This is a genomic window from Zymomonas sp., assembly GCF_020216885.1.
GTDB lineage: Bacteria > Pseudomonadota > Alphaproteobacteria > Sphingomonadales > Sphingomonadaceae > Zymomonas.
In genome coordinates, this window is the sequence record NZ_JAIWON010000089.1 from 1 (window position 1) to 12,776 (window position 12,776).

At 46.7% G+C, this 12,776-nt stretch carries 11 protein-coding genes; 5 read left to right on the forward strand and 6 right to left on the reverse strand.

Annotated elements, in window-relative coordinates; genetic code table 11:
- Positions 1–262, forward strand: a 262-nt coding sequence (locus LDL18_RS04845) for a fumarate hydratase C-terminal domain-containing protein (RefSeq protein ID WP_296507321.1), incomplete at its 5' end; no start/stop codon positions are given.
- A gap of 91 nt (positions 263–353) precedes the next feature.
- On the opposite strand, the gene LDL18_RS04850 is transcribed toward LDL18_RS04845, so the two are convergent.
- Together LDL18_RS04850 and LDL18_RS04855 are read right to left on the reverse strand one after the other, a co-directional pair.
- Positions 354–800, reverse strand: a complete 447-nt coding sequence (locus tag LDL18_RS04850) for a DNA polymerase III subunit chi (protein WP_296507323.1) — start codon at positions 798–800, stop codon at positions 354–356.
- Positions 801–811: 11 nt separating this feature from the next.
- On the reverse strand, positions 812–2,296 hold the full coding sequence (locus tag LDL18_RS04855) for a leucyl aminopeptidase (protein ID WP_296507342.1): 1,485 nt from the start codon (positions 2,294–2,296) through the stop codon (positions 812–814).
- 384 nt (positions 2,297–2,680) lie between these two features.
- Here LDL18_RS04855 and lptD point away from each other — a divergent pair, with 384 nt between their 5' ends.
- The 4 genes from lptD to rsmA all read left to right on the forward strand — a co-directional run bounded on the left by lptD (position 2,681) and on the right by rsmA (position 8,435).
- On the forward strand, positions 2,681–5,005 hold the full coding sequence (gene lptD / locus LDL18_RS04860; RefSeq protein WP_296507325.1) for an LPS assembly protein LptD: 2,325 nt from the start codon (positions 2,681–2,683) through the stop codon (positions 5,003–5,005).
- A 118-nt stretch (positions 5,006–5,123) separates the two neighbouring features.
- Entirely contained in the window at positions 5,124–6,539 is a 1,416-nt protein-coding gene (locus LDL18_RS04865; RefSeq protein ID WP_296507327.1) for a peptidylprolyl isomerase, read from the forward strand.
- Positions 6,540–6,580: 41 nt separating this feature from the next.
- Positions 6,581–7,588 carry a 4-hydroxythreonine-4-phosphate dehydrogenase PdxA gene (gene pdxA, locus LDL18_RS04870; protein ID WP_296507329.1) on the forward strand — a complete coding sequence of 336 codons (1,008 nt, stop codon included), beginning with the start codon at positions 6,581–6,583 and terminating at the stop codon, positions 7,586–7,588.
- A gap of 10 nt (positions 7,589–7,598) precedes the next feature.
- Complete coding sequence (gene rsmA, locus LDL18_RS04875) at positions 7,599–8,435, forward strand: 16S rRNA (adenine(1518)-N(6)/adenine(1519)-N(6))-dimethyltransferase RsmA (protein WP_296507332.1); 837 nt, start codon at positions 7,599–7,601, stop codon at positions 8,433–8,435.
- An 11-nt stretch (positions 8,436–8,446) separates the two neighbouring features.
- Here the strand turns inward: rsmA and LDL18_RS04880 are convergent, their stop codons facing one another.
- The 4 genes from LDL18_RS04880 to LDL18_RS04895 all read right to left on the reverse strand — a co-directional run bounded on the left by LDL18_RS04880 (position 8,447) and on the right by LDL18_RS04895 (position 12,244).
- Entirely contained in the window at positions 8,447–9,316 is an 870-nt protein-coding gene (locus LDL18_RS04880; protein ID WP_296507333.1) for a hypothetical protein, read from the reverse strand.
- A 16-nt stretch (positions 9,317–9,332) separates the two neighbouring features.
- Entirely contained in the window at positions 9,333–10,667 is a 1,335-nt protein-coding gene (locus tag LDL18_RS04885; RefSeq protein ID WP_296507335.1) for an oligosaccharide flippase family protein, read from the reverse strand.
- A gap of 85 nt (positions 10,668–10,752) precedes the next feature.
- Positions 10,753–11,517, reverse strand: coding sequence for a hypothetical protein (locus LDL18_RS04890; RefSeq protein ID WP_365974760.1), 765 nt, complete (start codon positions 11,515–11,517; stop codon positions 10,753–10,755).
- 4 nt (positions 11,518–11,521) lie between these two features.
- A complete protein-coding gene (locus tag LDL18_RS04895) occupies positions 11,522–12,244 on the reverse strand; it encodes a nucleoside triphosphate hydrolase (protein ID WP_296507339.1) in 723 nt (240 codons plus the stop codon).
- Positions 12,245–12,776 lie beyond the last annotated feature (532 nt).

A 12,776-nucleotide genomic window follows, 5' to 3' on the forward strand; every position in this document is an offset into this window, starting at 1 on the left:
CACCATCAAGGCCATTCAGGACAATAAAGCGGCTTATTTGATTGCGGTCGGCGGCGCGGCTTATTTGATTTCAAAAGCGATCAAATCCGCAAAAATTTTGGCTTTTGAAGATTTGGGCATGGAAGCTATTTATGAATTTGAGGTCGAGGATATGCCGGTTACGGTAGCGGTCGATAGTGACGGCCAAAATATCCATAAAATAGCCCCGAAAAAATGGCAGGCCTATATTCAAGAGAAGGCTTGTTCCGCCTGTTTTAGCTAGGTTGATTTTTAAGGATGCCGCCTTTTTTGAGGCGGTATTCTTTTGAAAAGAGATTTTTGGATATGATTGCGATGATGGGGCTTTTTACTTGTTAGGCCATCGCCTTCCACTGCCCCGTTTGTTCATCCTGTTTCCAGTAATGACATTCACCGTCGATATTTTTCAAAGAACGCCATGCTTGCCGTGCTTGTTGCACCGCAATTTCATCGAAAAAATAAAATACTCTCTCGAAATTTAAGGCCTCTGGTCGCCATAACCCGTCTGTTAATGCGATATAGCTCGCCTGATTAACAGCCTCCAAGGATGTCGAGATTAAGACGGGATGTTCTGCTTCATCGCCGTCGCCTACCCTGCCATGAGGGAGGAAGCTGGTATCTTCATAACGCCAAAGATAGTCATCCCAGTAGCGGGCTTGCTGATCATCGGGAACGACAACCAGCAATTTTTTATCACTGGACAATGTTTTTTCCGCAATACGCGGTAGAATATTTTCCAGCTTTGCCGAGAGCAAATGATAAAAATCAACCCGTGCTACCAAAGGAAAATGCCTTAATCTTCAAAATTATCGGAAATAAACTGGTTCAACAAACGCACGCCGAAACCGGTTGCGCCTTTATCCCAGAAAGATGCCGCTTTATCTGCCCAGACCATGCCGGCAATGTCAAGATGCGCCCAGCGGACATCTTTTTCGATAAAGCGTTTTAAGAACTGTGCCGCCGTGATCGAACCACCATAACGGGGCCCAACATTTTTCATGTCGGCAATATGCGATTCCAGTAATTTGTCATAGGCATCACCCATCGGCAAATGCCACAAACCATCGCCAGATTTCTGTCCTGCCTTCAACAAATTATCGGCCAATTTATCGCAATTCGAGAAAAGGCCGCCATATTCGTGACCCAAGGTGATAATCATCGCCCCCGTCAAAGTGGCAAGATCAACCACGACTTCGGGTTTATATTTCTGTTGCACCCAAGTCAGAACGTCACAAAGCACCAAACGGCCTTCGGCATCGGTATTGATGACTTCGACAGTTTGACCCGACATGGTTTTAACCACATCACCCGGACGTTGCGCATTGGCATCTGGCATATTTTCAACCAGACCACAAACCCCGATCACGTCGGCTTTGGCTTTACGGAGAGCCAAGGCCTTCATTGCGCCGACAACGGCACCAGCACCGCCCATATCCCATTTCATGCCTTCCATTCCGGCACCCGGTTTCAAGGAAATACCGCCACTGTCAAAGGTCACGCCTTTACCCACAAAAGCAACCGGACGGGAATCGGCTTTGCCTGTCCCGTTCCAGCGTAACGCCAATAAACGCGGCGGACGGGCTGACCCTTGAGCCACACCGAGAAGCGCACCCATACCGGCCTGTTCCAAGGCTTTTTCATCAAGGATTTCGATCTCAAGACCAAGATCGGTCAGGCTTTTGCACTGCTCAACGAAAGTTTCAGGATAGAGTTTATTGCCCGGTTCCGTCACCAGCATACGAGTAAAAAGGATGCCTTCGGCAATAGCCGAAAGTTTTTTCCATTTCTTTTCGGCGGTTTCAGCGTTGATCTGGCTGAAATAAAGCGTTTTAAGGCTGGGTTTTTCATCGTCTTTCAAGGTAGTGCGATAGCCATTCAGGCTGTTGCCACGCAAAACCGCGCCGAAGGCAAACGAAGCGGCGGCTTTGCCTGCTTTATCCGCATCAAAACCAGTAAAATCGATTTCTAAGGCCTGAATACCGGAAGTCAGGAAACGAGCGGCAACCGCAGCCCCTGCCTTGTCATAGTCAGCATCAGAGCCGATACCCACTAAAACGCATTGTCTTGGCGCGTCTTTTTCCAATAGCACCAGTTCGACCAGACTGCCTGCCTTGCCCGTAAAGCGAGCATTTTCAAGGGCAACGGCGGCCAGTGCCTGAGATTCCTCTCCAAAACGGGAAAGATCTGCTGCTGTAAAACCCTTTTTCGCCGGTATAACCAGTGGGGTCTTTTTATCACTATTGCCAGTCGTAAAATCGATATTTAAAGGAAGCGCCATCGTTAAAACTCTCATCCAAAAACAGCCGTCATCTCTATCAGGCTACAGGATATAGCTATTTCATCAAAATAGAATATCAAGGAAATAATCTAACATACTGATTGATTTATCGGTCAGGGGTTATAATAACCGGAAAAGATGGCTTTCATTTTTTGATAGAAACGGGCAAAAACAGCCCGTTCTTTTATCTGGATACGAAAAATTACTGTATGATTTTCCAAAGCGCCTTATAGAAAATATCCTGTCATTACATTTTATCAAACGGTTATTCATATACTATCGCTTATCAACCCAGTTTTGGTTCGCAAGAGAATAGCCGCCTTTTCGGAATGACACCGAAAGCTGTTTTTTGGGAAAATCAAAGATTACACGTTAAGGAGAAATGTGAAGTATCTCAGAACCGACATGCTCACGGCCATGCCGCTGATTCTGTCCAGCATTTTCCTATCGCAAGCTGCGGCTGAAACAGGCACGCCACCTTCGGTTGCGCCTTCTTCAGATCAAACAGCGACCCATAAGGCTTCAAACTCTGATGCAGGTAGCAAAAAAGAGGCACCGATTACATTTGAAGCGGATAATCTTGTTTATGATCATGACAATGACATTGTAACGGTAAATGGCAAAGTCCATGCGGTTCAAAATGAAACGCGTTTGAGTGCTGATGAGCTGCAATGGGATAGAAAAGCCGATAAAGTAACAGCAACCGGCCACGTCATCATTATTCAAGAAGACGGCACAATATCTTATAGTGACAAAGCCGATCTTGATCCCCATCTGAAAGATGGTGTTATCCAGAATATCTTGCTGGTCATGCAAAACGGGTCACGGATGGCTGCGAATAAAGCGACCCGTGTCAATGATGTGACAACCCTTGATATGGCGGCCTATACCCCTTGTCGTGTTATCAATGACGAGGGATGTCCAAAGACCCCTTTATGGCGCATTTCGGCGGTTAAAATTATTCGTGATCCGAATAAGGAAAAAGTCGTTTTCAAATCCCCAAGACTGGATGTTTTGGGGCATACGATCCTTAAATTGCCGAATTTTTCTTATCCTGACCAAAATTCAACCATGAGTTCTGGGATTTTGATTCCGCATATCCAGCGGTCAAAAATGAACGGTTTTGAATTTTCTGTGCCTTATTATTTCCGATTGGCCGCTGACCGTGATTTAACCCTGACCCCGTATATTTTTACAAAAGCCGATCCCGGTCTGGGCGGAAAATATCGTCAGCTTTTCAGCAAAGGTTTTTTTCAGGTTGAAGGGATGTTGACGCGAAGCACGCCTTTGCCAGCCGAATCCCAAAATCCGACCCTTGCTGACAGCAATGCCCATTCCAAGATGCGTGGCTATATCAATACCAATGGTAAATTCCAGATCGACCCTAAATGGAGTTTGACCGGTTCCATTCGATTAACGACTGATAAAACTTTCTTGCGGCGCTATGACTTTGCTTGGGATGACCGTTTGCGTTCGACCATCAATCTTGAGCGGATTACCGATAATAGTTATTTTTCGGTGGCCGGTTGGGTTATCCAAGGGTTGCGGCCTACCGATCATTCACGCAGCCAGCCCATGGCTTTACCGATTATTGATTGGCGGATGCGGATGCCTGATCCTTGGTTGGGAGGTGAATTTTCCTTCCAAGCCAACAGCATGAATTTAACCCGTATTACGGGGCAAGATACCCAACGCGCCTTTGCTAGTGCGGAATGGAATTTAAGAAAATATACCCCCTTGGGGCAGCGCGTGACCTTTACGGCTTTGCTGCGCCAAGATTTGTATCATAGCAGCGGCAATGCTTTGACAAGTGAGTTATATCGCGGGATGAGCGGATGGCAACAACGGGGTATTGCCGCCGGTGCGGTCGATGTCAGTTGGCCTTTTGCGGGTGAAGCCTTTGGAGGCAATCAGGTTTTAACCCCAAGAGTTCAGATCGTGACCTCTCCCCATGTCAAGAATTTATCTATTCCAGATGAAGATTCACGGTCGATCGACCTTCAGGATACCAATCTTTTTTCAATCAATCGTTTCCCCGGATATGATCGCTGGGAAGATGGCACGCGTGTAACCTATGGGGGTGAATATACCTTCCATCGTCCAAGATTTTCTTTTTATGGTAATGTCGGACAAAGTATGCGGATTATTACCGAAGATGAAATCTTCCCACAGGGCACCGGATTTAACCGCCGCTTCTCCGACTATGTTGGTCGCGCGACTTTAAGCTATGGTTCTTTCTTTAAATTAACAGAGCGTATTCGCCTTGACCGCAAAACATTGGCGATCCGTCGTCAGGAAGTGAATGCCACAATCGGTAGTAAGCGCACCTATCTTATGGTGGGTTACCTCCAATTGAGCCGTGATATTGATACCCAGTTGGAACCTGATTTGGGTAACTATCGAGAATTGCGTCTGGGTGGGCGTATCCAGATTTCTCATTATTGGTCTATTTTTGGTTCGACCACAGTCGATATGACCACCAAAAAAGATCAGCGCGCTAATCAGCAGCAGGCTGATCTCTATAATAATACCAACAGCAGCCTTTTGTCGGATGGTTTCCAGCCTGTCCGGCATCGCTTGGGCATTGAATATGACGATAACTGTCTGACTTTGGGTGTGACATGGCGGCGCGATTATTCAACGGTCGGGGATTCCCGCCGTGGTAATAGTTTCATGCTGCGATTTGCCCTTAAGAATATGAATAGTTAACCTTGGGCGAATGGCTGCGGAAAGCGGCCTATCTTAGGATTTTGCTTAAAATTTATAGTGAAAAAAGTATTTTTCATTTTCAAAACGAGCGTGCTTCCCCATATAAAGGTGAAGTCTTGTGGAAGCCATTGAGGATACAAAGTTGCGGGTAACGCAGAAACTATACACCGTTTCAAAAAAACGCATCAAAAGAACTGTCGCGATGATACTCGCGGGAGGCGTGGCAGTGGCTGCCCCTGCCTTCCTATTGGCACAAAGCGGTAATCTAGGGCTGAAATTACCGCAGGAAATGACGGTTTTTGGTAAAAGCAACCCAAATGTTCATAAAGCGACGGCTATCGTCAATGGCACCATCATTACCAATACGGATATTGAGCAGCGCTTTGCTTTAATTCTGGCTTCGGCTGGTGCTGATATCAGCAGGATTTCTGAAGAAGATCGCAATACGGCAAGATTGCAGATCTTGCGCAATCTGATCGATGAAACTTTGGAAATCCAAGAAGCGAAGGCCAATGATATTATCATCACGCCAACTGAATTGGATCAGGTCGTTCAGAATTACGCGCGCAATATGAAAAAAACGCCGGAGGCCTTTAGCGCAGATTTACAAGCTATTGGTTCTTCGACAAAATCAGTGAAGCGTCAGGTCGAAGCGGATATGGCTTGGCGTCGTCTGTTAGGCCGCCGCGTTGAACCTTTTGTTAATATTAGTAACGAAGAAGTTCAAAATATCATCAATCGGATGAAAGCGGCCAAAGGTAAAGATGAATATCATATCGCTGAAATTTTCTTTTCTGCGAATGATACGAACCGTGCCGAAGTCCGTGCCAAGGCCAACAAAATTCAAGACCAGATTCTGCAACGGGGTAACACCAACGAAAGAATGGGGCTTTTTAGCGCCTTTGCATCCCAATATTCCGAGGCTTCTTCAGCAGCGAGAGGCGGCGATATGGGCTTTATTCAGGCAGAGCAATTGCCTGATGCCTTGGCCGCCGTCGTTAAAAATATGCCCGTCGGAAGTTTGATGGGCCCGATTGAAACCCCTGGTGGCTTTTCTATTGTAGCATTATTAGAAAAACAGCAGATTTTGGGCATTGATCCCAAAGATGCGATCGTGGCGTTGAAACAGATATATATCAATTTCCCGCCCGGCACGTTGCAAAATATGGCTGACGAGAAAACAGCCAAATTACGAGATGCGACAAAAGAATTAAAAGGCTGTGGCTCGGTGGATGAAATTGCCCGAAAAATCGGAGCTGATGTCATGTCGAATGACCAAATCAGCATTCGCTCTATGCCGCCACTTTTGCAAAATATGGTCGCCAGATTGCAAGTGGGTGAATCGACTGTGCCCTTTGGGTCTATTCAAGAAGGCGTCAGTGTTTTGGTCGTTTGCGGCCGAGATGACCCGAAAGTGGCAAAACAGCCTAATTTCCAGCAGATTCATAATCAGTTGCAGGAAGACCGAGTCAATAAAAGAGCTATTCGCTATCTACGCGATTTAAGACGTGACGCTATTATTGATTACCGTTAAATCCGGTACCAAAATCGGATAGCGTTAGATTGGAAAAGAAGATGAAACCGCTTGCTGTCACATTGGGAGACCCGTCGGGTATAGGCCCTGAAATCGTTGCGAAAGCATGGTCACGCCGAAAAAGCGATCAGATTATGCCTTTCTTTGCGATTGGCAGTGCCGCTTCTATTCAGGCGGTTTCATCGATTCCTGTGGTCGCGATCACTGATCTGGATGACGCTGTTTCTGTTTTCAGTCGGGCTTTACCGGTGTGGGACATCCCCTCAAAAGAAGCTATTATCCCCGGTAAGCCGAATAAGGCCGGTGCCGAGGTCGCTTTTGCTGCCCTTGAAAAAGGCGTGGCTTTGGTCAAAGAGGGACAGGCTTCGGCTTTGGTAACGGCACCGGTTTCAAAAGCGGAACTCTATCAGGTTGGTTTTACCTTTCCGGGGCAGACCGAATTTGTAGCTAATCGTTGCGGTATTGCGGCCGATGATGCGGTTATGATGTTGGCGGGACCTGAGTTGAGAACTGTGCCGCTGACTATCCATATTCCCTATCGTGATGTTTTGGAGCAGCTAACGCCTGAACTCATTATTAGTCGAGCGCGGGTCACTGTGGAAGATCTGAAACGAAATTTTGCTATTCCATCCCCTCTCCTCGTCATCGCCGGATTAAATCCCCATGCCGGAGAAAATGGCACAATTGGGCGTGAGGAAATCGATATTATCGAGCCGGCTATCAAGCAGCTTCAAGCCGAAAATATTGATATTAAAGGCTCCTTTGCTGCGGATACTCTGTTTAGCCCGCGGGCGCGGGCGACTTATGATGTCGCCTTATGTCCTACCCATGACCAAGCCTTGATTCCGATCAAAACGATCAATTTTGATAATGGTGTGAACACAACCTTGGGCTTACCGATTATCAGAACCTCGCCAGATCATGGCACGGCTTTTCCTTTGGCTGGGAAGAATAAGGCGGATGAAGGCGCCATGGTGGCGGCTTTGGTAATGGCGGCCAATTCTGTCCATAACCGCCAAGCCTATGCTCAAAATTCTATAGACGGATAAGCCTATCACTATGCTGGATCAAACGCTTGAGCCGTTGCGGGCTGTCATTGCGCGTCATGGGTTGTCGGCAGACAAACGCTTGGGTCAAAATTTTCTTCTTGATAGCCAGCTATTAGATAGAATTGCCCGTGTTCCCGGCGATTTAACGCAAAAAACCGTTTATGAAGTGGGTCCCGGCCCCGGAGGACTAACGCGTGCCTTGCTAAAGGCAGGAGCGAAAGTGACTGCTGTGGAGCGGGATAGGCGGTGTTTACCTGCTTTGGCAGAATTATCGGCGTATTTCCCCGATCAGCTTCAGGTCATTTCCGGCGATGCGATGGAAATTGATGAGGCTTCTGTCTTGGGGGATCACGTCCATATCGTTGCTAATTTGCCGTATAATGTTGGAACCGCGCTTCTTATCCGTTGGTTGACAGCGAAAACATGGCAGCCTTGGTGGGATTCCTTGACCTTGATGTTTCAAAAAGAGGTTGCCGAACGCATTACCGCCAAGGTGGGGACAGATCATTACGGGCGTTTATCTGTTTTGGCACAATGGCGGAGCGAGGCGAAATTAAGTTTTCCTGTGCATCGCTCGGCCTTTGTTCCTCCGCCAAAAGTGATGTCTGCGGTGGTGCATTTGACCCCGAAAGATCAGCCGGAAGGCCTGTCATTAGGGACGTTAGAAAAAATTACCGCCGCAGCCTTTAATCAGCGGCGGAAAATGTTGCGCCAAAGCCTGAAAAACATCGAGCATATGATGGAAGCCTTGGAATTGGCTGGCATTGACGCAACGCGTCGTCCTGAAACGGTTTCGGTTGCAGAATTTATGGCCATTGGACGACATTGGGAAAAACTGTCAGCGTAAGTTTTTCGTGATTAAAAGCCGTTTTCACCCAGTTTCAATAGGGTTTTTAAACGGCTAAGGATTGAATCAGGTATCGGAAAAGCGAATTTGGTATAATCCTGTTCGCCTCGAATCTGTTTTTCGACCAATTCGTCATGCATATCGCCCATAAGGCCATTGATTGTAGCCAGATAGAAAGACATCTGGTGATTCCAATTGGCCGGATGGATAACCCGTAAGGTATCGTTAAAAGAAATGCGACGGCTGATAATTTTGCGAATATTATGGAATTTATGACCTGTGACCTTGTCATCTTCCAAGGCGGTTTTGATCTTACGATTTTGATCCGCAAAATAATGCATCAAACTTGACACACTGGCAGCCCTGAAATCAGCGAGTTGCCAGCGCACAATAGTGTAAAAAGGCGGCATAAGAGCGGCATAAAGCAGCGCGCCCCACAATATCGTTTTGCCTTTTTGCCGGTTTTTGAAGGCATCTTGCATATGCCCCATTAGGCTGGTCACGAGATTGACAGACCATGGATAACGGTGCCGTTCATCCATATTGGCACAGGCAAAACGAATATGTTTAAAACGAGCGCGGGCATATTTGAAAGCCAGTTTTTCTTCGCTATCATCCGTGCCGCCACGTTTGATAATCGTTAGAACTAGTCGTCTGAAATCCGGTATATTGACGCCTCTTTCGAGGAGTTGCCAGCAAAGGCGATAACATTCTTCGCTATCATTTTCTTTCAAGGCAGGTCGGTCACTGTCAGGGCAGATAGCTTCAAGATGAGGTTCGTCATCTAGCAGGACATTTTCGAACAATTGATCAAGTTCGGCATCTGTAAAACGCGGATAAGCCAGCGAGATATTCTTTTTCGGTGCTTTTTTATAACCCATCGATTCCCTGCTCTCTTTAAACTTCGCTGTTAGTAACAGTTTCGGATTCCAGAAGATGGCGACGTGTATAGCCTATAAGCGCCGGAATCATGGCTAAAATATTTAATAGGAAGATACCAAAAATATAGGATATCCCTGCCCCATGCAGGCCAAAAGCGTGGGTTAAACAAACAAGAGCGGTAATATAGGTTATGACCGATACAATCTGGGCAACAAGAACGGATTTGGCTTGTCCTGCCATATAGAGCAGCGATTCCAGAGGGAAACAGGCCATAGAGATCACCAAGGCGGGTGACATGATCGTCATCAATGTTGAGGCTTCGGCATATTTATGTCCGAACAGACTGATAAGAGGCTTGCCACCGATTAAGATAACCAACATGACGCATAAGCCTATCGCCCCCGACAGAAGGCCAGTTCTTAAGGCCAGATGCCAAGGATGGCGGCTTTTGGGATCAAGGCGCATAATTTCAGGATAGAAACCTTTTTCCAGAAAACGGGCTGGTTTGACCGCAGAATCCAATAAGGTCGTGGCAATCTTGTATCGACCAGCCGCCGCCGCCCCCAACATACCACCGACAATCAGATTGCCAACCGGAGACCAGCAGGCATCAAGTGTTGTATTAAGATTGGTCAACCAGACGAAATTCCATACCCCCGGTAAAGAAGCAGGTGCCTCCCGAAGGCTGGGACGCAAAGCCGATTGCATGTCCCGTTCACGGAGTTCTTTTACCGTCATTATCCATAAAACGAGGTCTCCGGCGATATCCGCTAAATACCATGTCGCAACAAAGCTGACAAAACCGAGGCCAAATATCCAAGAAAGCAGCGCGCCAATACCCCGCAAAAAAGGGGTGATAATTTGTTGTTTGGCAAGAAGGTCAAAACGCCCAACCAAGCGCAAAACACCCGTTGGAGTCGCCGATGACATGGTTGGGATAAGCGTGCAGTATAAAAGTGCGATCGCTTTATATTGTTGCCCAATCCCGACATAAGACGCAGCAAAGCATAATATCGTCATGCCAACGACCATACCGAAAACGCCTGAAGCCATGTCCAGTCCAACCGCAAAGCGGATAGCTTTGGCTACAATAGAGCGGTTGCCTTGTTCGTAAGGGCGGGCACCAAATTTTAAAATCATCTGCCAGCTTTGAAACTTGGTTAAGGCACCAACCCCCAAAGCATAAGTGTGAATCAGCATCAACGTACCGAATTCTACCGCCGTCAGCATCCGCCCTGCCCCAATCAGCGCGCCTAGCCCAATTAAAGCGCCGATCAGTTTTGTTGATCCCAGATATCCTGCGTTTTTCAGAACAGTTCGAAAAACGCGGTCTTTCAACCATCCTGACATAGGCGGTTCTTGCCTTTTCTTACCTTAGTAAAATCTAAGGCCAAAATTCGGGATGAAGTCTGGCCATATTGAATGGATTTTTGTGCTATTTCTGGTTTGAAGCGAGGTCAACCGTTAGATAGGGTTGCACCAAACGCACAATATCATTCCAGACAGCTTTATAGGGGCGCGTGGCATCGATGACTTCCATATGGGCACCACCGAAAGTCAAATGCTGCATAATTTCCGATTTGATACGAAGCGCCTCAATATCATGATCGGGTTTACGAGCATGGGCTGTTTCAGGATCGACATCTAGGCGCAAAACGAGATCAGGTCGGAATGACGCCATCCGTTGGTAAAGTGCAGCTTCTGACCGCACCAGCCAACCGACAAAACGATTGCCAGCCTTGGCTGCCGACAAACCCGGCCCGTCACATTGTCCAGCGATTTCAGCCTGTGGATAGCGGTCTGTGATAACCGTAATACCAGCCTTTAAAGCGCGTCTCATTTTGAGATAGGAACAAAAACGCCGCAAAGAGAAAAAATAGACAACTAATGCCGTCATAACACCCGGAATTTTTTTACCCTTTGTCCGTGTGGTCGTTGCCCTTTGTTTGAGGAGATTTTCAATCCATGATCCAACTAAGGGAATTTGTCCGATTTTTCGCCCTAAATCGCCCGAACCGAGGCCAAGATAGTAGCGTTTAACAGGCGTATATTTTTCTATGGCAGCGATAAGATCCGTCGTGAGACTGGATTTTCCACTACCATCACAGCCGACAAGCGCGATCAGTTTACCCGCCTGATGAGCCTTTTGATATGGAGCCTTTTCAATCGGTAGCGTCTTGTTATCCAATAATAATTCCATGGGTTTACTTGGCGGTCGCTGGGTCATAACGCGCAATAACGTCGAGAATGGCGGCTTTGGCTTTGCCAATTACCTGATCCAATGGTTCGCGGCTATCCAGATCGAGAATAGGCGCTCCATTAAAAGACAAGCGAGGGACATCCCTTACTTTTCTTTCCAAAGAGGCGGGTCGGTGATCGGGCTTGCGCTTTAATGCGGTTTCGAGATCGACATTGAGCCTGATAACGATATCCGGTTTATAAGAAGCCATCCAATTATATAAAGCTTGCTCTCGCCCCGTCAAAAAGCGAGCAATAAAGCCTTTCGGATTTCTGGCGACCAAGCCGGGCCCATCCATGGGTCCCGGTACCACTGATTGAGGGTAGCGATCGGTCAAAATCATAAAGCCCTTGCGATGGAGCCTTCGCATCCGCAAAAAACGAAACACCCGACGCATAGAAAGCGCAAAAATAACGATTGAAACCGTTGCCCCTGCGCCTTTTTCATCCCGTGCTTTGGAAGAGCGGGCAATAACTTGTTTATCAAGTTTTTTGCCAACAAAAGGCATACGGGCAATAGCCCGCCCCCAATTTCCGGTTTGTTTCCCGAGATGACAAAAAGCCGTTGGCTGCATTGTCTGCAACCATTCAAGCAATGCCTGACCAACAGTGGTCTTGCCACTTCCATCGGCACCGACAAGGGCGATGAGGGGGGCTGATCTATTTCGGAAAGGCTCGGGTTGGGGCATTGCTGTAAACCTAGGGAGTAATGATCTTGCTTAAGTCCGTTACAAGATCGTTGATTATACTATCAAGTATTTTTGCTGCAAAAATACAATCATTTTATGCAAAGCAAAGAGGCTATTTCTTCCGTTATTTCAGGAAGAAAAGAATAAGATGAGACATTGCTTGCAATGATATCATCTTGATGATGAACCAAAGATGGAATTCATTTCCCATAATATCGTCAGTCATCACAAATAGAGTATTTTCAGATATCTTTTGAAAGCGCAGTGCACATCCTCCACAAAATACCAAATGAATAAAAAGACATCGCCATTATAAAACAACAAAATCAGCAAGATATGGGTTTTATAGGCTCTGGCGAATTTTATAGGTAAAAGTTGAAGAGGAGATACACAAAAAATGACAGACAGAAAAGGCTTTACCCGCAGAGCCTTGCTATTCGATTCCAGAAAAGGAATAACACCCTATTTTTTGGTATAAAAAATTAAAATTATTAACTTAAATATTATTTTATAATATTTTGAGGCGTGTTAG